We start from the raw sequence: 24226 nt of genomic DNA on the forward strand, positions 1-24226 counted from the left end.
TCGGATTTCCTTTTTCGAAATCCTTTTTGATAAAATGTGTATCGATTAAAAATTATAATTTCCTACATTCTGTTTCGGAGATAATTTTCGCGGTGATTCCCTTTTTTCAACTCGTTCCAGAACTCAAAGAAGAATCGGACCCCGCGCGGAAACGACGTCTTCTCACGAATTATTTTTGTTCTTGCGATCCGGAAGAAATCGATCCCGCACTTGCCTATCTAAGCGGAAAAAAAGAAAAACCGATTTTTTCCTCTGAGGAATTGGCGGCCTTCGCTTCCGAATATTTACAACAACCGATTTGGATGATCGAAACTTCGATCAAAGAAGTCGGAGATGTTTCGGAGGCAATCGCGCTTTTGACGGGAAATCTTCAAGAAGGCCTGAAGAAAAACGGGGACGATCGGAAGCGCAACGGAAAGGAAGTCGGTTTAACGCAATCGGAGAACGTTCCCGACGGTTCGCCCCATAACGAAATCCGCTTCCTCATCTCAATTGTGGAAGAAATCCGCTCCCATCCGCAATCCCAACGATCCAAGGATCTTTTATTCTCTCTTTGGAACTCGGCTTCCGTTCCGGAAAAAATCTTTCTGCATCTGATCCTTTTAGGAAAAAGAATTCTGAAAGTTCAAGATTCCGTTTTGCTCTTTGTTCTGGCCGATTGTTTCAATTTGGAAACGGGAGTTCTTTTGGAAAAAGCGGCTGCGGAAGGCAACCCTTGGAAATCGACTTCGGTTTTGAAAACATTGTCCCTCTGGTTTCCCGATCGAAATTTAAATCGACTTTCTCTTCGTGAAGTCGTCAAACGAATCGATCCATCCTTGCCTCAAACTTGGAACGAACCGCTTCCGTTTCCGGACGACAAAAATGCGGAGGGACTTTCGTTCTTTTTAATTCCGCGGAATGCGGTCCTCACGCAGATCGTTTTCGATTCTTTCGGAATTGCGGCTTGGACGAAAGATGGATATTTATACCGGAACCAAATTCCGCAAATAATCGAAGAACTTTCTCAAATTCAAGAACCGGCCGTTTTTATCGGCTGGGTATCCGCAAAACAATCGAAATCTACATTCGAAATTTATGATATTTTGAACCATGACCAAAAGGATCTTTCAAATCAGACGATTGCGGAACGAAGAAATAGTTTGGATTCGATTTTCAAACAAGAGTTTCGATTTGTTTCTTTGGTAAAATGGAATCTTGTTCCTCCTAAATCCGCGATGAGACGAAACGAAATTCCGTCTCAATCAGCGACGCGAAAGCCCACGCTTTTCTCCGAGCAAAAACAGGAATCCGCGATGCAAAAAATCACAATTTCGTCGGATCATTCTAAATCTTATGCCGAACCGGAAAATCCTTCGCCCAATTTCGGAGAAGATAAAACCGGAATATTCAATTTTTCAAATGCACCTGCGTTCGTTTTTCATCCGGGCGAATCGCAATTCTTTCTTTTAAAGCCTCCCGTAAAAACGATCAAAGCGGCTTTACTTTACGGTAGGAAATCGATCAACGCAGAGGGTTCTTCGTTTTGGGAGTTGAGTTTTGGTATTCGGAATTCTACCGACCGATCGGAAGGCACGGTTGCAGTGCGTGATCTCGATTCTTCTTCCGTCGATTCGGATCTTCCGTTGGTGACGATCGCAAGGATCGTCGTCGATTCCGGTCAGGATTTGTTTGCGGAATTCGATTCTTTTTTTAAGGAGAATACGATCGAACGAAAAGGTCCGATCCGCGGAGTTCCAACAACTTGGAAGGCGGTACTTTCGTTTCAAAATCTTGTTCGATCAAAGAGACATAAGATCGGTTTCTTTCTCGAAGACGTTCGAATTCAAGGGAGAATTTCATCGGATCAAGAGCTGGACGACCTTCAAGCCTTGATCGATGTTCTGGTTTGAAAAATGTGGGAACTCCTTCAGAAGACTTATAAACGGTAAATGCCCTTTTGGAAACGTATGTGGGAACTCTTACAAATCGCGATCTTTCGGCAAAATCCCGCGCCAGAGATCAAAGCGATGCATTAACGAACGACCCATAGGAAGTGAGTTTGAGTTAATGCAGTCCGCAGGACCGAAACGAAGTGGAGTCGCGGCGAGCTCGGTCTTTCTGATTGCAAATCAGAAAGAGGCGCCCGAATCGATTTCAAACTGTAGGAACTCATACGAATCTCCTTGAACGGAGTATGGTCGGAAGTCCGGCAATGAATTTTAATCAAGAACGGAACATCCCAAACTGAGTTGCTTGACAGAGAGTCGATTCCCGGTTTTTTGGTCGATATGAACCAGAAAACTGCAAAACTTCTCAACAAATACGCAGAACTTAAGGGTGTAAGCTCGAAACAAATCAAAAGAGAATGGTTGGTTTTGAACGAACATCAGAAAGATCAAAAAAGACAGGAAATTTTGAAAGAGCTGGTAAAATAAACCGGCTTTTTCTCAGTCTCTTCAACCTGATCCCGGTCCTCTTTTAGATCTTCCGAATTTATTGATACAAAACCGGGCAGGAACCCATGGAAGAAATCGAACTCACCAAAGAATTCCGCTTCGACGCCGCTCATCTCCTTCCGAACGTACCCGACGGCCACAAATGCAAACGTCTTCACGGCCACAGCTTTCGGTTTAAACTTCATCTGAAAGGAAAGATCGATTCTAAAACGGGTTGGCTCATCGATTACGCGGAAGTTAGCAAGATCGTCAAACCTTTGATCGAAAATCATCTGGATCATTATTATCTCAACGATGTTCCCGGTTTGGAAAATCCGACCTCGGAAAACATTTCGATCTGGCTCTGGAATCATCTCAAACCTTTATTGCCTCTTCTTTATAAAATCACTCTGAACGAAACCTGCACGAGTGCGTGCATTTACGAAGGTCCGAAAGGTTCCGCTTAACAAGAGGATTCGAATTTGGATTCCGCTAAAAAGAAGAATGTAAATCGCAAACGTTCCGATTTCCAAACGACGCCTTCGAACAATAAGGCGGTCGTTCTTTTATCGGGCGGTCTCGATTCCACGACTTGTTTGTATCAGGCGATCGCCGACGGAAAAGAAGTCCAAGCCCTCTCCTTCGATTACGGGCAAAGACATAGAATCGAATTATCCTACGCGAAAAAAATCACCCGCAAATTAGGAATTCCTCACACGATTCAAAAGTTAAAACCCGAGCTGTTTCTGGGTTCTTCCCTCACGCAAAAATCGATCAAGGTTCCGAAGAATTCTCTCGGAAAGGACGAGATTCCGAACACGTACGTTCCCGGACGAAACATACTCTTTCTTTCCTTTGCGGTTTCTCTCGCGGAAGGAACCGGTTCCGATTCGATCTACATCGGCGTGAACGCTATGGATTATTCCGGTTATCCGGATTGCAGACCCGAGTTCATCAAAATGTATGAAATGGCGATTCAACTCGGAACCAAAAAAGGAAGCCAAGGTTCTCCGATTAAAATCGTAACCCCACTTCAAAATCTTTCTAAGAAAGAAATCGTCCTTTTAGGGAATCGTTTACAGGTTCCGTTTCATCTTACATTCTCCTGTTACGATCCGAAGGGCGGCAAAGCCTGCGGAAAATGCGACGCCTGTCTCTTGAGAAAAAAAGGTTTTCAGGAGACAGGAGTTTCTGAAAAGTGATCCCATCGGTTTACCCGGCCTTCCTCAGCTCTCCAAAGGAAGGAATCTCTGATTAGGAAAAGTTATTATGGAACAGTTCGTAGGCTACCTGACGATCTTCTTATTAGCCGTATTCGTAGGTTTCGAGGTTATCACTAGAATTCCTCCTCTTTTACATACTCCTCTTATGTCAGGTTCCAATGCTATTTCCGGAATCACGATCATCGGAGCGATTCTCTCTCTTCATTCCGTGAACGGTCCGTTGATCAACATTATCGGATTTATCGCGATGGTCGCTGCAACGATCAACGTCGTCGGAGGGTTCTTAGTAACCCATAGAATGTTAGGAATGTTCAAGAAGAAAGAAAAGTAAGAATATGGAAAAATCGATCATCAATTTAGTTTATCTTCTCTCCTCCGTTCTTTTTATCGTAGGATTGAAACTTCTTTCTCACCCTAAGACTGCGGTGCGAGGAAACTTTGTGGGCGCAGTCGGTATGTTCTTTGCAGTGGCCGCCGCTCTTGTGGAAAAAGGCCTCGCTTACGAATATATCTTAGCGGGATTCATCGTAGGAACCGCAATCGGAGTTTATCTCTCCGTAAAAGTGGAAATGACTTCCATGCCTCAGCTCGTTGCGGCATTGAACGGTTTCGGCGGTCTTGCTTCCTTCCTCGTTGCAGGCGCGGCGGTAATGGAAGTTCTTCACCAAGGTACCAATCTTGAAGTATTAAAATCGTATCAGTTTACGATTTCAACCGCAGCATCCGGAATCATCGGAGCGGTAACTCTTACGGGAAGTTTTGTGGCTTACGGAAAACTCCAAGGACTTCTTTCCGAAAAAGCGGTTCGTTATCCGGGCGATCAAATCGTAAAAGTTCTTTTCTTTATCGGCTCGATCGTTCTGAGCTACTTCGTAGTCATCGAACCTGAAAAGATCGAATGGTATTGGTATGTTGTTGTAGTAGGTTCCATTTTAGGAATTCTTCTCGTTATGCCGATCGGTGGTGCGGATATGCCGGTGGTAATCGCGCTTCTGAACTCTTATTCCGGTATCGCTGCATCCGCAACCGGATTCGTTCTCGGAAACAACGTTCTTATCATCGCGGGATCTCTCGTGGGAGCTTCCGGAATCATTCTTACACAAATCATGTGTAAAGCGATGAACCGTTCTCTTCCAAACGTTCTCTTCGGCGGACTCGGCGCTGCCGTGGATAACTCTAAAGGCGGAGAAGACATCTATACCGGAAAAACGAAAAGCACTTCCGCGGAAGAAGTCGCAATGCTTCTTGATATGGCTCAAAGAGTCGTAATCGTTCCCGGTTACGGTATGGCGGTTGCACAGGCTCAGCACGCAGTAAGAGATCTTTATAATATTCTTACGGATAGAGGAATCGACGTCGAATTCGCGATTCACCCGGTTGCGGGAAGAATGCCCGGTCACATGAACGTTCTTCTTGCGGAAGCGGATATCCCTTACGATAAAATGAAGGAAATGGACGAAATCAATCCTTCCTTCGAACAAGTCGACGTTGTGATCATCAACGGTGCGAACGACGTGGTTAACCCGCTCGCGAAAACCGACCCAAGCAGCCCGATCGCCGGAATGCCGATCTTGGATGTGGACAAAGCGAAGACCGTAATCGTAATCAAACGAAGCTTGAGCCCTGGATTCGCGGGTGTTCCTAACCCGTTGTTCATTCAAGACAACACTCTCATGTATTTCCAAGACGGAAAGAAAGCGACTCAAGAAATCGTTACGGCGCTCAAAGAAACCTAAACATTTCCCGTTCTTTTTTAAGAACGCGCTGAAAGCCGGACTATTAAGTCCGGCTTTTTTATTTTAGAGCAAGTCTGCGAAGCCTTAGGTTCCGATCACGAATCTTTGCCGATTTTGAACAATTACGTTTCCGTTTTGAACCAACTCCGCATTGAAATTTTACCAAACAAATCCCTCGAAACAAATAACGTACCATTCAGGTAAAAACAACTTTGGATAAACAACCCCATAGTCATAGTCAGCTCACTAAAGAATAGCGCATAACGTGGTTTGCTAAAAAGAACTCCGTTTCGTTTCAAATTTGTCAAAATATCCAAAATGGAAGGTCATTTATTAGTCACATTTGGCTACCACACTTTAGAATCTCTGGTTTTTTGAATATGAGTTTACTCTCCCAGAACATTTTAAAAATTTAGAATTAAGCGAAACATCAAATGGCCGCCCTTCCGTAGTTTTAGGATATTTTCTTTTAGAATTCGGTTCGTCCAATCCATCAATAACCCAAGCTAAAACGATCGCAGTATTCATTTACGGGAAGAAAGACTTTGTCCGATTTACGAAAAGATTCTCAAGAATCCGTTGATTCCATATCCAAAAAACAAACGGAATTCTATTCCAATAATCCGACACAAGCGGATATAGAAAAGAAAATCGAAGAACTAGAAATTGCGATTTATAGAATCCCCGAATTAGATTCGTTTTTGAAAAAGCTTCTCTCTTTACCTTGGAACGAATATGAAGAGAGACTTTCCCTGGATTACTACAATCGATTTCCTTTCGGAAAGGACGATTCAAACGAACCGCAAATCCCTTCCGCTCAAAAGAATTCGAATCCATTCTCCGTTCAAGAACCCGGTTCGATTTTAGAGCAAGCGCGCGAAGCCTTAGGTTCCGATCACGAATCTTTGCCGATTTTGAACAATTACGTTTCCAATCTAATCGCACGAACGATGGCTCGCTCCGTCTCGATCGCCGTAAAAAAACATCTAAAAATCTAATCCGACTTTAATCCGCCCTAGCTCCTAATCTTTTCTTACGGGCGAATATCGAATTGATAAATAGGAAAATTCGATATTCGATCGGCTCGATTTTCGGTTGAAAATCCGGCACGCGACCCATTGTTACAGACAAAATCGAAAACGCGATTCCGTTAGTTTCCGATAGATCGAAACGCCCTCGATAAGAAAGGCGAAACCATCCTATAACGTGGTGAGAACGAAAATCCTCATTCTGATACGATATTCGAGGGTTTTAGAAAGAAGAAATCGTTTTGAAAAACGAAACCGGATTCTTCCTCTTCAATCGAAACTTCAGACCGAGAAAGGACCGCACGATGAAGCGACTCTCAGACAACTTTCGTACCCGAAAAATAGAACATTCATTTTTATTAATGTTATTTCTATTTTTCTTGATCGCTGCATTCAACGTAGATTCTCAGAAAAAAGGAAATAAAATACACTCCACGAAAAACATCGATATCACCGTAAAGTACAAGGACGGGTACAATCATTTTCCCGTGTTCACAAAGATCATGACTCCGAACAAATCCTACATCGCCTATACCGTAGAATAAACCATGAAGTTTTTATCCATCGGATCGTTCCGTTTCTTCTTCTTAGTTTCCCTTCTTTCCTTGAGCGCTTTCATACAGTGTCAACTCGGAGAGAATTTGGAAGCTTTGGAATTCTGGAAGAAGAACAAAAAAGGCGATTCTTCCCTCCTAAACGACTTAGCTCTCGCGGCAGCATCCGCTCAAGCACTGGAAATCATTCAGTTAACTTCAGGGCCGGTCGTAATCGATCAAAGCGCGGAACTCACCGATTACAAATTCCGAATCTATAATCCTACGCAAGGATTCATCTTAGAAGCCTATTTTTCCAAGCCGCAAGGAACGGGACCGTTTCCGTTGATCGTTATGATGCACGGTTGTGCGGGTGCGCACTCCAACAGTGATCCGAGCAGAGGAGTTTCTTCGCTTTATACGGAATGGGCCGGACGCGGGAAAAACTTAGGATATGCGACTCTTCTCATAGATAGTTTCAGCACGAGACTTGCTCCGCAAAATCAATGTAGCAACGGAGCCGGTGTCGGAACATCGGAAGTAACCGACCGTCCCACCGACGCGTATGCAGCCCTCGCTTATGTAAAACGATCCAAGATCATCAATAACAATCGAATCGTTTTATTGGGATGGTCGCATGGAGGAAGCAGTGTGATTTCCACGGTCGATACGAATTCAACGACTCAATTTCGAACCGAAGATTCCAGGCCGTTTAAAGCGGTGATTTCGTTTTATCCGGGATGCGGTTTAAACAACGCGTTCGGAGGAATTTCAGGAAGCCAATATCTTCCCTACACGCATTTGAAAATTCTCGCAGCGGGAGCCGATCCGCTTTACACGGGCGGTTATTGCGACACGAGAATCGCGAGAGCGCAGACTCTCGGTGCTAGCGCGGCAACGAACAATTCGATTGCGATGACCGTTTATCCGAACACACATCACAGTTTCGACGAAGCCAAAGCCGTGTCTTCTAAATTCGACGCAAACGATGTCGCGGCAAAACCAAACGCGGATCAAGAAGCGGTCAACTTCTTTCAATTGTATAATCCGTAAAACATGCAGAATTTATAATTTTCAAACGAAAACGAATCAAGCGGCATACATACGAAATTTTAAAATCAACCGAACAAAATCAAAAGGAATCAGAGCGTGAAACACCAACTCATCTTTCAAGACGAATCTTCGGATAAATTCTGGAACATAGAATCTTCCGGGAACTCGTTTACGGTAACCTACGGTAAATCGGGAACCGCGGGTCAGACCCAAACGAAAACCTTCGACTCGGAGGAAATCTGCTTAAAAGAAGCGGAGAAACTTCTCAAAGAAAAATTAAAGAAAGGGTATCGGGAGAATTCTTCCGCAAATTATCTCGATGTATGGAAAGAAGTTTGCGAAAGTAAAAACATCAAGGAAGGGTTTTATAAGCATTTTTCCTTTTTAGTCTCGACGAACGAAGACAAGGAAATTCTCGCAAAACTTGCGGCCCAGGTTTCCAAGATTTACATCGACCCCAAAGAAACGGCGCTTGTCGCCGAATTGCGATACAGCGATCCGGACTTCAAAGATTCCACGCCTGCTACAATCCGTTCTTATCCTCCGTTTACGGATTCTCCCGCCAAAGGCTTGCCGAAGAGTTACGTAAAAACGGCGCAGGTTCACAACGGAATTTATTTCGAAGATCTCGGCGGAGGATCAATCGGTTTTTTCGGCATGAGTGCAAACGGAACGATCAACGAGGGCGGCTGGGAAGCGGAGGCTCTCGAAGAAGGAGATAACGAAGAATATCTCGAATCTCTGGAAAACAAAGAACTTTCCATCGACGACGTTCCTTGCATCCTCGAGTTCGGCCAAAACTGGATTTTAAGCGATCCCCTCCGAAAAACGGATCATAAAGAGCCGGCCTATTTGTTCATCTCTCACGAAGATTGCGAAGTGGTCAAAATCCAAGCGGCGGATCGGCTTTTATTCGGACAAATTCTAATCCGGATTTTCGCACAAAGAATTCTGGATATAGATTTCTTCGAAGAAGTATACTCTTAAATCAAAACCATTAGAATATTATAAAATACAGGATTAACTACATGAGACTGAAATTCGCAATCAAGACCGTGGAGATGGATGAGGAAGTCGGATTTACCGGAAACCTCGTTCTAATCCCCGTGGAAAATCTTACTTCTGCGGCGCTCGTAAAGGCCGTAGATGCTTGGACCGAAATTCTCAAAAATGCGGAGAACTTAGTTCTTTCCAATCCGATCTTCGAGGAATCCGATCCTTGGTTCGGCTTCGGAGTTTCGGTTGAAGGACGAGTTCTGAGCGAACGGGATCTATTCTCCGAAATCGAATCCTTGGACCCGGTTTTGGAAACATCTTTGGTGCGTTATATGGACACGCTGATTCGATACAATCAGGATAAAACAAACGGAGAAGGTCTGCCAACCCACGAAGAACTCGAGACGGGAACGTTTACCATTCTTCGCTTGCTGCAGAAAAATCTAAGCTACCTTCCTCTTTATCTGAGATACTTAGGCTCCTTGGATTTGGAACACACAGTCGCACAATTGGATGTGTTATTCAGTCTTGCGAAACAGTATTCTTCTTCGCAGCTTGCGCCTTTGAAAAAATTCGCAAAAGATTCCAATGCGGAGACGTTGCAGCACTGGCTCGAAAACGATCGGGCTTGGAAAAATTAAGGCGCGATGCCGTAGACGAATTATGACGATTTGAAATCGACCCAAACGACGAAAAGAATTGAACTGTCCTCGGGCGATTTCAATTCTATGTTATATGGAAAAAAAAGATTATAGCGACGAAGTTCGTCTGCATCGATCCAAGATCATTCGTTTCCTTCTTTTTGTCGCCGGTTCCGTGTCCTTGGCCTTGGGAATCATAGGAATCTTTACGCCGATCCTACCAACCACCCCTTTTCTGCTTTTATCCGCGGCTTGTTATGCAAGAGCCTCTCATCGATTTTACAATTGGCTGATGAACAACCGCTACTTCGGTTCATATATCCGTGACTGGAGAATCCACAAGATGATTCCTCTCCGTGCGAAGATCATCGCGATTTCGATGATCTTTATCACGATCGGAACGACCGTGTTCTTTTTTATTCCGATCTTAGCCGTTAAGATCCTCGTTTCGTTGATCGGCGTTCTGGTCGTGATTTACTTGATTCGGATTCCTACGAAACCGAAATCGTGAGAATTGTCGGAGTTCCGACAAACAGCACGTAGGAAATTTATCGTTGCAGAAAGTGTGATTTCGTGATAAGGAGAATTTTCGGGATTCCTTCCCACCACCTCACCCCCCACCCAAAGTCTGGGCGGGGCGCTCAAAAGTCTCACAGTAAAATGTCGTAACTCCGACAAATCCCCTAATCTAATACGGCGATCGGGAAGGAAACATGTGAAAGGTTTTCGGTTCGTTTTCCTTCAGGAGTTCTGCGATATCCAAAGCCTCTTGCACCTTTCTGCGCTTATCCGGTTCTTCCTGAAGCCAAGCGGTTACGAAAGATTCCAATCTTCTATAATCCTTGATAAACGAAAGAGAACGGATGTATTCGATCTTATCCTCCTCTTCCGCGATTCTAAACTGAATCACTTGTTGATACGTAGCGGCCGCCGCTCGATAGTTCGCGGTGTTGTAATACGCATGGGCTAAAAATCGTTTTTCCTGAAACGGAAGTTCTCCGTATTGATTGTAGATCTTGATCGCCTTCCGATAATTCTGATGAATGTCCATTACAAGTCTTGCATGGATCAACATATATTCGCGGGATATGAAACCTTCTTTCACGAAATCGACGCACTGCGCGTAAGCGTCCGCTTTGTTACCCAGAAGGAAATTGGATTTTAACAACAACAGTTTTGCTGCGCGGAAGTTCGGTTTCAATTCGATCGCGCGTTCCGCTTCCGCTTTAGCGCGCAGATAATTCCCCGTTTCAAAATAAGCGAGCGCAAGATTGATTCTATAAAACGGATTGTAATTGGAAAGCTCGACCGCTTTTTGAAAGTATTCCAGAGATCTTGCCCATTTGTTTCTTTGAACGAAAATCATTCCCAACTGATAATAGGAAGGGTCATGACCGGGATGAATTTGAATCGCCCTTAAGAGGGAATTCTTCGCTTGCGGATATCTGCCTTGCGCGTAAAGATAAGAACCTTTCAGATAATGATATTCGACCGTATTCTCATCGAGCTTTTTGATCTTGTCGATATTGATGATCGCTCTCGCCAAGTTATTGGCTCGGATCAAATTCACCGTCTCCGTGTTTAAAGCGGTGATCTGAACTCTTCTACGCGCAGCGTCCGCGGGATTTCCGGAATCAAAATTCGGAGCGGGAGAAGAATTCCCAGGAAGATTCTCATCCTCATCGTCCGCGAAAATTCCGCCCGCAAAGAGAAGAATCAAAATCGATAATAAGGAAAAGAAACGGTTCATAGGGAATTCTTTATCTTAAAAAGACCGAATCACTTCTTTTCAAAGTATTCAATGCGATCTTCTTTCTTGTTGAGAAGTTGTAATTCCTTTTCGTCCACTTTCAGAATTCTGTATTCCAAATCGAACGCGAGATCCGCAAGATTGAAATGAATGTCGTCGTCTTTCATCTTATAAGTAAGATGGAACGTATCGTATTTCGCAAGACCTTCGGGAAGAATCAAAAGATGGCTTCCTTTGTCCTTATCGGGATTCGGACATTCTCCTTTTGCCGGACAATTTTTGACTTTGATCCAATCTCCCAAAATCAGCTCTTCCTTTTTTTTACAAGCCGAGAAAAGAAGAAGAATCAAAGTAGAAATAAGAACGATTTTTTTCATAGATTCAAGCATAGAGATTCGGCTTCCGGTGTCCAATGAAAATCACCGGAACAACGACGCGGAAATACGGAAGAATTTACAGCGCGTCCCAAAACCCCGGTTTACTTTATCGGAAAAATCAAGCTGCAAGGTTCTGTCCCGAGCGAAGGGCTTATACGGAACGAGATGCCGAGTTTCTTTTGGGACAGATTCTTATTGAGCGTCCAAGTATTCTTTTAGGTTCAGCACTTCGAACGTATTGAGAAGATCGGGATGAATCGCGCTGATCGTACAGGAAATTCCCTCGGAACGGGCATTCTTTAAAAACCAAACGAGAGAACTGATCGAAATAGAATTCATAACGGGAATATCCCCGAGGTTCAAAACGATGTTTTTCGGTTTTTTGGCGATCGCATCCATCAACATTGTACGGAACGCATAGTAATCGTTAAAGAGGATCGTAAGGTCCGGGGTGATCTCGATTGTTTCGGGGTTTTCTGACATGGTCATTCGCTTGGAAGGTATTCCGTATACTCTTGTAAGTTTCGGATAAAAAAAACTTCTTCCCTAAAAAAATCTCTCCTGGAAATCGCAAATTCAACCGATTTTTTGGAGGGGAGAAAAATAATGTTTGAGAAAACCCATTTCATGAAAACCCAGGACCTCCTGGAAAGAGGAATGAATAATTCCGTTTTTAAGAGAAAAGTGATCTCCGACAATATCGCCAATGCGGACGTTCCGCATTTCAAACGTTCCGAAGTGATTTTCGAATCGATGATCAAACGCGCGATCAACTCAGAAAAAATCGAAGCGATGAAAGAAGTTCCGACTCAAATTTCGGACGATCGGCACATTCAATTTTTCAAACCCTTGGATTACCGCGAAGTGCAGCCGAAAGCGAATATAGATTACTTAACGACTATGAGAGCCGACGGGAACAACGTAGACGTGGAAAAAGAAGTGGTCGAAGCCTCCAATTCCCAAATGCAATACATGATGATGTCCGAAAGAATCAACCAGAACTACCGCGACTTGAAACAAGTCATGAGAATGGCTTAAAAATTCGGATTTATTTACTTGAATTCATTATAATGAGACATAATTTTACGCTTTAGGAAGTTAGCCATGGGACTTTTTTCATCGATCAACATCTCCGCAACCGGCTTATCCGCACAACGTCTGAGAATGGATGTGATCTCGAACAACATCGCAAACTCGACTACGACTCGAAATACGAATGGGGACGGTCCTTTCCGAAGAGATCGGGTCGTGATGACTCCGATCAATCTGAGAACCAGATGGAATAGCCCGGTATATCCGTTCGGAGTTTCTCCCGGAGAAGGAAAAGGCGTGAAGGTGATGAAAATCGAAAAGGATATGACCCCTCTTCGATTGGTCTATGATCCGACTCACCCCGATTCGATTCAGATCGGTCCCAAGAAAGGATATGTCGAAATGCCGAACGTGAATATCGTTACAGAGATGACGGATATGATTTCGGCTTCACGATCCTACGAGGCTAACGTACAGATGATCAACGGTTCCAAAGCGATGTTCAACAAAGCGCTGGAAATAGGTAGGGCTTAATCATGGAAATCAATTCTAATTCTTCTCTTTGGTATACGTATAATTCCGGTTATACGGGAAACAAACCGCATCCTCTCAGTCCGAAGGGAGACAACGTAAAAGTTTCCACTACGGAAGATAGACATTATAAAGACGTAAAACAACCGGTTTCCCCTGACTACGTCGCCGAAAGTTTTTCGGAAGCGATGAAGAATGCTCTGACTTCGGTGAACGATCTTCAGGTGGAAGCGGATGAACTGACCCAGAAAATGGTCTTTGATCCAAACTCCGTCGACGCACACGAAGTGATGATCACTTCCGAAAAAGCGAGAGTGGCTCTCACGTTCACAAAGACGATCGCAGACGGCGTTGTTCGCGCTTACAGAGAATTGACTTCTTTAAGATAAGAATCGATTCTTTAAATCCGCTTCTGGGTTTTGCGAACACTCAGGAAAACATAAAAAAACCCGCTTTTCTATGAGCGGGTTTTTTATGGAAGCCGGGATATCAAGTCCCGTTAATTTACAGATTGAATAGCACGCGATGAACTCAGCAGAACGCTCTCTACGGATCGCGAAGAACTCAGCAGAACGCTTTCTACGGATCGCGTTCTAAGGCTTAATCTTCTTAATCAATTTCAGATCCGCTTTGTTAAAGACGGTGATCTGAATGCTTCCGGAAGATTCTTCCTTGCCGGTCACATAGATCTTTTCTCCGTAGAAAGTAACGTTTGAGTTCGGGCTGATCTCTTCGGAAGATTTCGCTTGTTTCTTCAAGTCTTTGCCGAAACGAGAAAGATAATACTTTTCTTGAACTTCCTCGAACGCGTAGATCTCGTCTCCCTTTACAATCATAGGAGATCTCCAGAAAATATTGTCTTCGGCGGAAAGAGTAGGTTTCAACGTTTCCTGATCGATTAGGATCAACTTGTGACTGGATGAGTGACCGTCTTCAAACCCGATCACAAGAGCCTTTCCGTCCACGATCTCGAACGTTCTACCGCAGATCTTATTAAAATCGCCGCGGAAAATCGTATCGTCTTTAGTCGGATCGAGAACTTGAAGTTCGTTGTTATAATGTCCTTTGTCCAAATACTTTAAGGTTTTTAAGAAAAGAATCTTACCGCCTACCACGTTCTTATCGAATTCTTCCTTCTTCTTTTCCTCTTCCTTTTTGGTTTCTAATTCTTTCTTGGTTTCGGCGAGTTCCTTTTTCAACTCGGCTTCGGTCTTTTTATCGTCCGAAGAAGACTTGCCGTCGCTTCCGGATTTGCTCCCCGAATCGCTCTTGGAATCGGATTTAGAAGAACTGGAAGAGCTGGATGAACTCGAAGAACTGCTGTTGGACTTTCGATCCTCGTCCTTCTTAACGACTTCCTTTTCCTTCTCTTTTAATTTCTGTTCCTCTTTTTTAACGGCTTCTTTCTCTTTTTGAATCTGCTCTTTTTCTTTTTTCTTTTCGGCGATTTGAGTCTTATTTTTTACGGGGTCTTTATTGAGATCCTGAAGTTCCTTATCGGTTCTCGTTTCCTTATCGGAAATTTCCTTTTGTTTGTTTTGATTCTCTTCTTTTCTGCGTTTAAGTTCTTCTAAGTCCTTTTTATTCTTCTCGTTTTGGAGATCGGAGAATTTATCCTTTTCGGATTGTCCTTCCTTCTTCTTATCGAATTCCTTGTTCACCTCGTCTTCCAATTCGTCCGTGTGAACGTCCTTCCCGAGAATGTCCTCTACGAGAGGAATCACGATCTGCGTTTTTCCGGGCCATTCCGTATAACGTTTCGAAATCCCGATGTTGTTCGCGTTCAGAGACTTCATTACGGAATTGGAATATTTCTTCCCGATGTAAGCCTTATCCTTTCTATGAATCGCGTTGTAGAATAGAATGTATGTGGCGAGAATTTCGGAATTCTTATCGTCGTAGCCGAATGTGGATTTTACGAACCCGGTAAGAATCCTTTGAATCGAGTTGATATGTCCGTAATCCGCGTCTTCGGAAATGTAAAGAATGTCCGCTCCGAATTTCTTTTCTTCGGGAGGAATTCTACTCGCGCTGATTCCGCCTTGCGTATGGGATTTGTCCGGTTCCTTCTTCAGAATTTCCGCAAGTCCCGATCCGACTTTCTCGTTCGTTCCTCGAACTTCCTCACCGGCGCGGGCGGAAGATCGGTTGATAAACTGAACTCTTTGAGAGGAGCGGACTTCTTTTTCTCCGAGTTTGGAATTATCCTGAGAAAATAAAGAGAAGGAAAAACCGAAGCATATAATCGCTATCAAAATCCTGAACATTCTAAATTACTCCTTTTGATCTCCCGAAGAGAAAGCGGCCTTTTGACCAGGAGATATCCTATCCTCAAGCATTCTATTGAGACAAGGATTTTTCCCGATCGGCAGTCTTCTTTATTGTAAGAAAGTTGATCCCCAGCCTCCCCTCTGCAACCCTAGCCGTATGTATCAGTTCCAGGAAAGAATCTACAATTTCGGCGCCGGTCCCGCGATGCTCCCCAACGAAGTGATGGAAAAAGCAGCGGCGGAGTTCTTAAACTATAAGGGTTCCGGAATGTCGATCATGGAAGTCAGCCACCGGGAACCTCTTTTCGAAGACGTTCTCAAAGAGGCGGAAGTCTTATTACGCAAATTGCTGAACATCGGCAGCGACTATTCGATCGCCTTCTTTTCCGGAGGAGCGACTCTGCACTTCTCCGCTCTCCCTCTCAATCTTCTCAAGGAAGGAGAAAGTTTCGATATCGCTCACACAGGAATCTGGACAAAGAAAGCTTGGGAAGAAGGTCTCAAGTTCAACGGGGTCAACGTTATCTACGATGCCACCGAAAATCATTTCACGGATACTCCCGTTTTAACGGACGCGAGTCTTTCCGGAAAAGGGAAGTATCTTCATATCACCTCCAACAACACGATCTACGGATCTCAATATCCGGAGATCCCTAAGATCAAAAGTATTCCTCTTGTCGCGGACATGACGAGCGAACTCTTGTCCCGCAAAATCGACGTTAAGGATTTCGGAGTGATCTTTGCTGGCGCTCAGAAAAACATCGGACCCTCGGGCCTCAGTTTGATCATCATTCGAAACGATCTGCTCGGAATTTCCGGAAGAAAGATCCCGATTCTTTTGGATTATGCGACGATGGTAAAGAATCAGTCCCTTTACAACACTCCTTCCACGTATTCCATTTATATCGCCAAACTCGTGTTCGAATGGCTCGTGAAACTGGGCGGAGTGGAAACGATCGAAAAAATCAACGAGCAAAAGGCGAAGCTGATCTACGACTTCATCGATTCTTCCTCTCTTTATACTTGCCCGGTTCAAAAGAGATCCCGTTCCAAGATGAACGCCGTGTTTCTACTGAAGGATAAGAATCTCGACGCGAAGTTTTTGGACGAGGCGGAAAAGAACGGTCTGCACGGACTCGGAGGACATAGATTGGTCGGCGGATTCCGCGCTTCCATTTACAACTCGATGCCTCTTGCAGGAGTGGAAAAACTCGTGTCCTTTATGAAGGAATTCGAATCCAAGGCTTGATGAAATCTATTCCGTTTAAAAAGATTCTTGTTACGGCGTGTCGAAAAATTCATTTTCGCATTAGTAAAGAAATTAAGCCGCAAGGTTCTGGCCGAGTTTTCGGCCAGGTTCTTATTTCGACCTGGATCGGAATTTGTTTCGGTAACCTTTCCGCGTCCGGATTGAACTTTCATACGCAGGTCGGAGTGCAGGATTGTTTTACGAACGAGGCTTCGTCCTCCGAGCTTTCCAACCTGTTCAAGTCTTCGATTCCTTTGGATGAAAAGAAAAGGATCGCGGAGACGATCGCATACAAGGAAGGAAAATCCAGATTTCAATCCGTCTCCTGCATCCAAGGAAAGAAATTAACCGATGAGGATCTTTCCAAACTTCTTTTGGATTGGGGCAATCATCTTTCCCTTTACGCCGAATTGAATTCTTATTATGAGAATTACGTTCTTTCGGACGATAAGACGAGATCCTTGAACTCGATCGAATGGGAACTTCTCACGACGCATCTCAAACAAAAGAAAGAACTCTTAACCCGCCTGAACGACGCGACCGGCTTCGCGCTGAAAGGCGAAAGAATCTCCGAGGAAAACTTCTCAATGATCTATCTCTCGTTATTTCTGCTTCAGATCGAATTCTGGGACGCGATGCCCAAAACATACAGAGATTCCGTTCTTTAAATCCATTTCTTCGAACGTGAAACGGCCGATTCAATCGAAGTTCGTTTTGTATCTTCGCACCTCCCGAATGTTTTAGATGCCGGGAGAATTATTTGCTTGAAACCTGAAGAAAGTCGGGACATAACCAAAATATAGATCATGAAAAAAATCGGAATCGCCTCGGATCACGGAGGCTTTGAGCTTAAGGAATTTCTCCGCAACTCGCTCGCGGGAGAATTAGAAATCGTAGATTACGGAACCAAGGACGAAACGTCCGTAGATTATCCGATCGTCATTTCGGACGCTTGTAAAAAAGTTCTTTCCAAGGACGTAGAAGGGTTGATCGCCCTTTGCGGAACCGGAATCGGCGCGTCCATCGCGGCAAACCGTTTGCCCGGAATCAGAGCCGCGCTCTGTCACGATCAGTTCACCGCAGAAATGTCCAAACGCCACAACAACGCGAACGTTCTCGTTTTGGGCGGAAGAATCATCGGCAAAGAACTGGCTCTCAACATCGTTCGCACTTGGGTCAACACTCAATTCGAAGGCGGACGTCACGAAAGAAGAGTCAACCAACTCGAAACCTTAAATTCCTAACACCAACCGGATGGGATCGATTTCAAATTCTAAAATCGGAAGCGCATTCCCTCCGGCCTTTTCATCTCGTATCCTCGTTACGTTTTTCCGTTTTTCCGTTTTCGCCGTTTTTCTTCTTCCGGGAGCGATGTCGATTTTCGCGGAAACCAAGATTCTTTCTTTGGCGGAATTGCAAAAGAACGGATTGGAACTTTCCGGAAAAGACGATCAAAGAAGTCTGAAACTCCAAACGCGAAACCGAAGCGCCGGGTCCGATTTGTATCTGAGTTTCGAATCGGGAGATCCGTCCAGTCTCAAAGATCTATCAGGAAATTATAAAGTTCTAACGTCTTCGTATTTGCCCGATTCCGAAAACGTGTTTCATTCCAAACGAAGCGCCCGGTTTTCCGGAAAACGAACCGGAATCAAAATCGCGCATTCCAATTCGGGTCTTCTGACATCCAAGGATCTCACGGAGGATTTTTATATCGGCTTTAACTTTCTTCCGGGAACCGTTGAGAAAGATGCAACCCTCCTTTCGAGACTCTATGAAACTTCCGGAAGCACGTACGGCTGGGATTTAAAAATTTCGGACGATCGTCTCAAGGCGGGATTCTATTCCTTTTTTGAAACGGAAGAAAAACGTTTTCTTTCCCTGCAGCTTACCTCGAACGCGACTTTAAAAAAGAATCAATGGAACCGCGTTCTTCTTTATTTCAATCCGTCCGATCGAGAAATCGTATTGTATCTCAACGGAAAAGAAACGGCGCGGGGAAACATTCCCGCAAACAAGAATTTGACTCGGATCGGATTTCATCCGGACGATACGACATCGTTTCGGATCGCCGGTTCGTATTACGGATGGATGGAGAATTTCGCCGTATTCAAAGGAAAACCCAATCCGAGTTCGGAAGATTCCTCCTTTCCGGGTCAGGATTTCGATCCTGAGACGCATACGACCGAAACCAAGTTCGGGACCGGAGTTTCTCCCGTTTACAAAAGCAAATATTCCAGCTCCTTCTTGGAAGAAGTTCAATTCAAGGCGGTGATTCCTTCCTCCACCGCGATGGAACTTTATTTTCGAGTTTCTCCGACTCCGTTTACTCCGACTTCCGAATCGCTCGCATGGATCGCGCTCGACTTAAGAAAATTAGAAACTTATAAAGTAGATTCTCTCGAACCGGATTTATATAAGATTTCCCTTAAGAATTCCATCCGAAAGTTTTTGGGAATTTCCGAAAACAAAGAGGACCTTCTTCCGTTTCGATACTACCAATGGAGAGTCAAATTCAAGGCCGATCCGAGCGGAATGCAAACGCCGGAACTCAAAAACCTGGCCTTGACTTTCCGCGAAACCAATCCTCCCGTGCGGCCGATCAGCCTGAAAGTCGCGGAAAATTCAGTGGATGACGGAGGTCCGAGCGTTTGCCTAACTTGGAAATCCAATCCTGAAAGGGACGTGATCAACGGCGGCGGATATTTCATCCATTACGGAATTCATCCGGATCGAATGGTGGGAATCATACGCGGAACCTTTTCCGAATCGGCGGAAGCCCCGAATAAAAAAACGCGTCCGAAACATCCGGCGAGCGATTATCTGGACCCGATCACCGGACTTCCTCCCGGAAAAACTTCCGCAAATATACAAGAATATTATAATAAACTGTCGGCTTGCGTGGACAACCGAACGGTGTCCTTAAACTCGGAAATTCTTTTGGAAAAGAATCAGCTTTTTTTAAAGAAAGGAACGACGTATTTTTTCAGAATCAGCGCTTACAATAAGTTCTATCACTTTCAAACCGGAAAGGATCAGGTTTCTCCTTTAAGCGATCCGGTCGAAGTCTATTTCCTGAGCGAGTAAAACCTTAATCATCTTTTGATCGGGAAGTTTTTTATCCACGGTGATAAAACCGTCCAAATCCTTTTCCACCGCGATCGCGATCTCGTTCCAAATCCATTCGGCGTTTCCGAATTCCTTGGAAAGTTTTTGAGCGAGGGAAAGATTCTCCTGTCTAAAATCCAAAACGTCCAGACAAAGACGTTTGGTTTGGCTCCAGAGAATGTCCCGTTTGATCGGATCCTTCTCCTGTTCCAGCAAAGGGAGAATCGAAACCGTTCCCGTATAAAAAAGATGCTGCTGTTTGATCAGCTTTTCGATCGATTCGACGACGATCGTTTTTAAATCGGAAGGACCGCCGACCAGGGTTTCCAACAAGGACTTGGAGAGATAATATTTCATTCTTCTTTTAAGCGGGAAAGGATGTTCAAAGCTTCGAGTCTTTCGTAAGAATCGGATCGATAGACTTCGTTTCGTAAGGACAAGCGAAGCATTTCTCCGGCGGATAGATTTCTTTTTTCGGCTTCGTTTTTCAGAAGTTCGAGTTCTTCTTCCGTCATCAAAAGCTGAAACCGTTTATCCACTCTCGCCATCAGTTCTCTTCTCTCATTTCCTTATCGTTTTTAAGATACAATCGAAAATAAATATCCGCGTCCTTCATCTGACCCAAGGCTTGGTAGATGCTCGCGATATTGTAGTTCGCTTCGTTGAGTCTGAAATCGTATTTAAACGCCTTTTTAAAAATCTGAATCGCTCTGTCTTCTCTTCCGGCGTACCACTCGCACATGGCCCAAAGAAAATGCCACTTGCCGAGATCGGGATCTCTCGGAGTCGCCTGAGCGAGATATTCCAAAACTTCCTCGAACGTCTTTGCGGCAAGAAGATAGTTTTCCTTGATCTTCTTGAGCTTTTCCATTCTGGAAAAAATATCCTCAGCGTGTCCAGGGATTTCCAGATCCTTGCGATAGAATAAGGCCCTCGCATACCAAAGTTTTACGGTGAGATCGGACGGATTTTTTTCTACGAACTTTTCAAGATACGGAATCGACTCGGTCTCTTCCTGGGCCGCGTTCATCTTAAGAATTCTTTCTTTGACCGCACGGTTCCATTCTTTGCGGTTTTCCTCGTTGGCGTTCGAAGGAGAAATAAAAATCGAAAGGAAACTCCAAACGATCACAAGTCGAATGTAAGGGTTCATAAAAAACCGAAAGCTCAGAGATACGTGAAGAGATTCTTACCGTTTTCGGGATAAACGTCCACGATAAAATCGTACTCGTTTCCGGTTTGATCCATCAAAGAACGAACCTGTTCTTCCAAATCCTTTCTCGTATATAAACCGAACGCGCCGACTCCCGTTCCGAAACACATATCTTCCGGTCCGATGATTTCCGAAATCTGAGTCATCACTTTTCTACGCAGCGATTCGAGTTTCTTAAAATCCTTTCCGTGAAATTCCACGCGGAACGATTTCGTGATCCCTCGTTCACCGTCGGTTGCAATTCTCATAAGGTGAATGCGGGAGGAAACTACGTCCCTCTTGTCGCGGAACAGTTCTCCCAAAATCTTACGATCGTATTCTTCAAACGCGGGAACAACCGGCTCCAAAGAATGAAAGATCAAGTTCTCGATTTCCTGTGCGTTCTCTTCCGTCGGCGGGTCCTTAAAGAACAAAAAGAATCGGAACGGAATTCCGAAGTTGGACAGCGGTATGGTAAGAATGGTGATGCAGGATTCCAAATCGATCGGATCGAACTTCTTCCGAAAAAAGCGATCCGCCTTTCGTTCTTCCGTGATTCCGATCATGGAATACGTTCCGGATTCTTTTCCGATGTATTGATCGTCGTAAAGAAAGATCATGTTCTCGGAGGTTCGGGGTTTAAGTCCGTAGGTTACGAAGGGGCTGTAACTTCCGTTGCGCCGGTCGTAGTAATGGATCGCAAATCCGGAAAGTTTCAAGGATGAAAAAACGGACATATAGTATTTTAGAATAAATGAATATTCGGATTCCAATCCGTAACCGAGTTCGTCCAATACTTCGAGAATTTTTCTTCGATCCCGGATCGGAAGCGACGCAAGCCATTTCATATAACCGGGCCCGAGTTCTAGATAATGAGTGCGACCCGATTCTTCCTCCGATTTGTGCGCGGCTTGTCCGCCGTGAGCAACGGCTTCGGCGGAAGCGGAAGTTTTCGGTATTTCCTCAATCGGTTCGTTGACCTTGGAAATCAGACTTTGCAGCTCCGGGTTGAAAATCTCGGAACGTTTCTTTTCGATTTCCGGCGGAATTCCGGGATGAGCTTTGAATTTATCGGGATCGCGTAAAAAAGCGGGAGAAATATATCCTTCTCCCTTTAACTCGAACGGCAATACGAAGATGGACGGTCCGTTTTCGCGTTTTACTTCCTTCAGATTGATCGGCAGACTTTTTAAATCGAAGTCGACTTCCTCCGAAGTCAAGGTTTGAATTTCTTCCACCTTGTCCTTTTCCGCAAGTTCCAAAGCTTTTTGTTTGGCGAGCTGAAGTCCGTTGACTCGTTTGGAAATCTGTCCTACGATTTCCTGAATTTCCTTACCTTCGTGATCGGAAAAGAGGTCCTTTTTGATTCTTAAAATTCGAATCATCAAATCGATGAGAAAAAGAAGAGCGAGAAAGCCGGAGAGAAATAAGAACGAAATCCCGTCGCTTCCCGGCTTTAAGATGAGAATTCCTTTGAGCAATCCGTACGAGTTTTCCGGTGTCGCATAATAATATCCGATAAACGGAACCGATCCGATTTGAATCCGATTCACCGCACTTTGCGAGCGGTTGATTCCTCCGATCAGCAAGGAGGAAATCTGATCGCCGCTCAAACCTTGCACTTGTTTTCCCGGTTCGACATAACCTCCGAATTTTAGATCGGGGATCAGAATCGATTCGGTTCCCGAAAAGGAAACGCGCAGCAAATCCTCTCTAAGCTGCGCGAGAATCAAACGTTTGTTTTCCACGTCGGGAAGACAAAACACGAGCGACGGTTTTAAAAAGAATAAACGGCTCGCGCCTTCCTTTAAGGTTTCCGCAAGTAGTTTTCCTTCCGGGTCCTTGCGTGCGGACAATTCGGTTTCGGTGACGAATTTTAAACCGGAAACGATCGGAAATTCCAACTGAAGACTTTCCAAATCCGCGGGAGATTCCGCGTTACTGAGTCCCGATTCGAGTCTGTGAAATTCTTCGTTTAAATTTATGAAGACTGAGTTGATTCTATCTTTGTAATATACGCCTTCCGGAAAATACGGAACGAGCATGTAATAAAAAAAGCAGAGAATCGAAAGAATCAAAATCGAGATTCTGAGTTTGAGTCCGGTCATGGGGCCTCCCGTTTCAGAAGCAGTAAAATTCTTAGAAAGACGTCCCTGACTCTGAGAATCTTTTCTTTTTGATCGAATTCCTTTTCGACGACGATGGAATGCACTAAACTGGAAGCGATGATTCCCAATCCGCAAGTTCCCAACAAAAAGGAAAGAAACACGAGAATCTGAAACAACTGTTTCATGCGCGAACCCTTATCGTATGACAGAAAGACTACGTGGTTGGCGATCTTATTCTTTTCCCAAAGTGGGCGATCCTTCCATTCGGAGGGACGTTTATTAAATTCCGCTAATATTTCTTCCAAGTTGTCCGGATAATTCAAGGAACGAAGATCGTTCGAACCGATCAAGGAATCGTTTCCGATTCTGCCGGATTCGAAAATCCAATAAACCTGTTTGTCCCTTATATTAAACGGAAGTGAAAGTTGTTTGCCCAACGCAAAACCTTTCATCCAAAGAAACCATTCTCCGTCCTTGCTTCTGTAAATCGGAATTCCTGCGCTGTCGAAATTGATTTCGGACGGAAGAATTTTCAAATCTCCCAATCGAAGATCTCCGTTGAAGATCTCCTTCGTTTCTTCGCTCGAGTAAACGATATGAAAGGAAGAATCGTAGATTTTGATCGATTTCAGTTCTAGATTTTTTTGAAGGCTTTCCGCGAGTTCCTTCGCTTGTGCTGGAAGACGGAAATTTCTGATTCCGTATTCTATCTTGGAACCGGCTTCGAATAAGGGCGCCTTTTTCGCTTCGGTCCAAACTTTCAGAAACCTCTCCCGTTTTAAAAATCCTTCATTGCCCGCCGGATTTAGGGGAAACGCCATGGAAGCCTCTTTCCATTCTTCTATGAAAAAAGGGATGGAAAGGGGAATCAGCCCTAATAGAATCAGTGTTAGGGCTAAGGCGATTTTTCTGTAAAGGTTGGACGTCACTGTTCTTAATATCGGCCCGTTTGGTCTAACCTGAAAGAAGAAAACCGCGCGGAATT

The 24226-nt window shown here is 44.4% G+C and carries 26 protein-coding genes and 2 pseudogenes; 19 read left to right on the top strand and 9 right to left on the bottom strand.

Translation table 11 applies throughout. The features are described from left to right. Nucleotides 1-92: 92 nt before the first annotated feature. The 12 genes and pseudogenes from DLM76_RS04305 (at nucleotide 93) to DLM76_RS04360 (ending at nucleotide 10138) form a co-directional block, all read left to right on the top strand. Nucleotides 93-1892: a hypothetical protein gene (locus DLM76_RS04305; RefSeq protein WP_118964443.1), complete on the top strand. Its 1800-nt coding sequence runs from the start codon at nucleotides 93-95 to the stop codon at nucleotides 1890-1892. 378 nt (nucleotides 1893-2270) lie between these two features. Continuing rightward, on the top strand, nucleotides 2271-2417 hold the full coding sequence (locus DLM76_RS21660) for a hypothetical protein (protein WP_046690929.1): 147 nt from the start codon (nucleotides 2271-2273) through the stop codon (nucleotides 2415-2417). A gap of 86 nt (nucleotides 2418-2503) precedes the next feature. Continuing rightward, nucleotides 2504-2884, top strand: a complete 381-nt coding sequence (queD, locus tag DLM76_RS04315; RefSeq protein ID WP_118954785.1) for a 6-carboxytetrahydropterin synthase QueD — start codon at nucleotides 2504-2506, stop codon at nucleotides 2882-2884. A gap of 15 nt (nucleotides 2885-2899) precedes the next feature. Further along, nucleotides 2900-3619, top strand: a complete 720-nt coding sequence (gene queC / locus DLM76_RS04320) for a 7-cyano-7-deazaguanine synthase QueC (RefSeq protein WP_118954784.1) — start codon at nucleotides 2900-2902, stop codon at nucleotides 3617-3619. A 67-nt stretch (nucleotides 3620-3686) separates the two neighbouring features. Further along, entirely contained in the window at nucleotides 3687-3971 is a 285-nt protein-coding gene (locus tag DLM76_RS04325) for an NAD(P) transhydrogenase subunit alpha part 2 (RefSeq protein ID WP_000434762.1), read from the top strand. 4 nt (nucleotides 3972-3975) lie between these two features. Continuing rightward, complete coding sequence (locus DLM76_RS04330; protein ID WP_118954783.1) at nucleotides 3976-5376, top strand: NAD(P)(+) transhydrogenase (Re/Si-specific) subunit beta; 1401 nt, start codon at nucleotides 3976-3978, stop codon at nucleotides 5374-5376. A gap of 545 nt (nucleotides 5377-5921) precedes the next feature. Beyond that, on the top strand, nucleotides 5922-6374 hold the full coding sequence (locus tag DLM76_RS04335; protein WP_118954782.1) for a hypothetical protein: 453 nt from the start codon (nucleotides 5922-5924) through the stop codon (nucleotides 6372-6374). A gap of 335 nt (nucleotides 6375-6709) precedes the next feature. Next, a pseudogene (locus DLM76_RS21440) lies at nucleotides 6710-6946 on the top strand (hypothetical protein); the annotation flags it as partial. 6 nt (nucleotides 6947-6952) lie between these two features. Beyond that, nucleotides 6953-7990 carry a dienelactone hydrolase family protein gene (locus tag DLM76_RS04345; protein WP_118954780.1) on the top strand — a complete coding sequence of 346 codons (1038 nt, stop codon included), beginning with the start codon at nucleotides 6953-6955 and terminating at the stop codon, nucleotides 7988-7990. A gap of 96 nt (nucleotides 7991-8086) precedes the next feature. Then, entirely contained in the window at nucleotides 8087-8977 is an 891-nt protein-coding gene (locus DLM76_RS04350) for a WGR domain-containing protein (protein WP_118954779.1), read from the top strand. Nucleotides 8978-9018: 41 nt separating this feature from the next. After that, on the top strand, nucleotides 9019-9627 hold the full coding sequence (locus DLM76_RS04355) for a hypothetical protein (protein WP_118954778.1): 609 nt from the start codon (nucleotides 9019-9021) through the stop codon (nucleotides 9625-9627). A gap of 94 nt (nucleotides 9628-9721) precedes the next feature. Next, the gene (locus tag DLM76_RS04360; protein WP_118955171.1) at nucleotides 9722-10138 is read left to right on the top strand and encodes a YbaN family protein; all 417 of its coding nucleotides are present in this window, start codon (nucleotides 9722-9724) and stop codon (nucleotides 10136-10138) included. Nucleotides 10139-10315: 177 nt separating this feature from the next. Here the strand turns inward: DLM76_RS04360 and DLM76_RS04365 are convergent, their stop codons facing one another. The 3 genes from DLM76_RS04365 to DLM76_RS04375 form a co-directional block, all read right to left on the bottom strand. Then, complete coding sequence (locus DLM76_RS04365; RefSeq protein ID WP_118954777.1) at nucleotides 10316-11377, bottom strand: tetratricopeptide repeat protein; 1062 nt, start codon at nucleotides 11375-11377, stop codon at nucleotides 10316-10318. A gap of 29 nt (nucleotides 11378-11406) precedes the next feature. Then, nucleotides 11407-11754 (bottom strand): LIC10301 family lipoprotein, encoded by a 348-nt coding sequence (locus DLM76_RS04370; RefSeq protein ID WP_118954776.1) that lies wholly within the window; start codon nucleotides 11752-11754, stop codon nucleotides 11407-11409. Between the two features lie 192 nt (nucleotides 11755-11946). Further along, nucleotides 11947-12237: an STAS domain-containing protein gene (locus DLM76_RS04375; protein ID WP_118954775.1), complete on the bottom strand. Its 291-nt coding sequence runs from the start codon at nucleotides 12235-12237 to the stop codon at nucleotides 11947-11949. 123 nt (nucleotides 12238-12360) lie between these two features. Here DLM76_RS04375 and flgB point away from each other — a divergent pair, with 123 nt between their 5' ends. From flgB to fliE, 3 genes are all read left to right on the top strand, one after another. Next, nucleotides 12361-12792 carry a flagellar basal body rod protein FlgB gene (flgB, locus tag DLM76_RS04380; protein ID WP_118954774.1) on the top strand — a complete coding sequence of 144 codons (432 nt, stop codon included), beginning with the start codon at nucleotides 12361-12363 and terminating at the stop codon, nucleotides 12790-12792. 66 nt (nucleotides 12793-12858) lie between these two features. Further along, nucleotides 12859-13320, top strand: coding sequence for a flagellar basal body rod protein FlgC (gene flgC, locus DLM76_RS04385; protein WP_003001718.1), 462 nt, complete (start codon nucleotides 12859-12861; stop codon nucleotides 13318-13320). A gap of 2 nt (nucleotides 13321-13322) precedes the next feature. Further along, on the top strand, nucleotides 13323-13706 hold the full coding sequence (gene fliE, locus DLM76_RS04390; RefSeq protein ID WP_118954773.1) for a flagellar hook-basal body complex protein FliE: 384 nt from the start codon (nucleotides 13323-13325) through the stop codon (nucleotides 13704-13706). Nucleotides 13707-13910: 204 nt separating this feature from the next. Here fliE and DLM76_RS04395 read toward each other — a convergent pair whose 3' ends face one another. Next, nucleotides 13911-15584: a P83/100 family protein gene (locus DLM76_RS04395; protein WP_118954772.1), complete on the bottom strand. Its 1674-nt coding sequence runs from the start codon at nucleotides 15582-15584 to the stop codon at nucleotides 13911-13913. A 125-nt stretch (nucleotides 15585-15709) separates the two neighbouring features. On the opposite strand from DLM76_RS04395, the pseudogene serC reads away from it, so the two are divergent. The 4 genes and pseudogenes from serC (at nucleotide 15710) to DLM76_RS04415 (ending at nucleotide 19920) form a co-directional block, all read left to right on the top strand. Beyond that, nucleotides 15710-16836: pseudogene (gene serC, locus DLM76_RS04400) on the top strand (3-phosphoserine/phosphohydroxythreonine transaminase). After that, nucleotides 16836-17504, top strand: a complete 669-nt coding sequence (locus DLM76_RS04405; RefSeq protein ID WP_429946402.1) for a hypothetical protein — start codon at nucleotides 16836-16838, stop codon at nucleotides 17502-17504. The pseudogene serC and the gene DLM76_RS04405 overlap by 1 nt, the downstream one beginning before the upstream one ends. A 138-nt stretch (nucleotides 17505-17642) precedes the next feature. Next, nucleotides 17643-18080: a ribose 5-phosphate isomerase B gene (rpiB, locus tag DLM76_RS04410; protein WP_118954770.1), complete on the top strand. Its 438-nt coding sequence runs from the start codon at nucleotides 17643-17645 to the stop codon at nucleotides 18078-18080. Nucleotides 18081-18207: 127 nt separating this feature from the next. Continuing rightward, a complete protein-coding gene (locus DLM76_RS04415; protein ID WP_241548173.1) occupies nucleotides 18208-19920 on the top strand; it encodes a glucanase in 1713 nt (570 codons plus the stop codon). Here the strand turns inward: DLM76_RS04415 and DLM76_RS04420 are convergent. The 5 genes from DLM76_RS04420 to DLM76_RS04440 are packed head-to-tail and all read right to left on the bottom strand — an operon-like array spanning nucleotide 19882 to nucleotide 24170. After that, nucleotides 19882-20298 carry a hypothetical protein gene (locus tag DLM76_RS04420; RefSeq protein WP_118964444.1) on the bottom strand — a complete coding sequence of 139 codons (417 nt, stop codon included), beginning with the start codon at nucleotides 20296-20298 and terminating at the stop codon, nucleotides 19882-19884. The genes DLM76_RS04415 and DLM76_RS04420 overlap by 39 nt on opposite strands. Next, a complete protein-coding gene (locus DLM76_RS04425) occupies nucleotides 20295-20489 on the bottom strand; it encodes a CopG family transcriptional regulator (RefSeq protein WP_118954768.1) in 195 nt (64 codons plus the stop codon). The genes DLM76_RS04420 and DLM76_RS04425 overlap by 4 nt, the downstream gene beginning before the upstream one ends. Next, nucleotides 20489-21094 carry a tetratricopeptide repeat protein gene (locus DLM76_RS04430; RefSeq protein ID WP_118964445.1) on the bottom strand — a complete coding sequence of 202 codons (606 nt, stop codon included), beginning with the start codon at nucleotides 21092-21094 and terminating at the stop codon, nucleotides 20489-20491. Before DLM76_RS04430 ends, DLM76_RS04425 begins: the two co-directional genes overlap by 1 nt. Nucleotides 21095-21108: 14 nt before the next feature. After that, nucleotides 21109-23241: a hypothetical protein gene (locus DLM76_RS04435; protein ID WP_118964446.1), complete on the bottom strand. Its 2133-nt coding sequence runs from the start codon at nucleotides 23239-23241 to the stop codon at nucleotides 21109-21111. Then, nucleotides 23238-24170 (bottom strand): hypothetical protein, encoded by a 933-nt coding sequence (locus tag DLM76_RS04440; protein ID WP_118954766.1) that lies wholly within the window; start codon nucleotides 24168-24170, stop codon nucleotides 23238-23240. Before DLM76_RS04440 ends, DLM76_RS04435 begins: the two co-directional genes overlap by 4 nt. Nucleotides 24171-24226: the final 56 nt, after the last annotated feature.

The sequence above is a fragment of the Leptospira yasudae genome, assembly GCF_003545925.1.
Taxonomy (GTDB): domain Bacteria; phylum Spirochaetota; class Leptospiria; order Leptospirales; family Leptospiraceae; genus Leptospira; species Leptospira yasudae.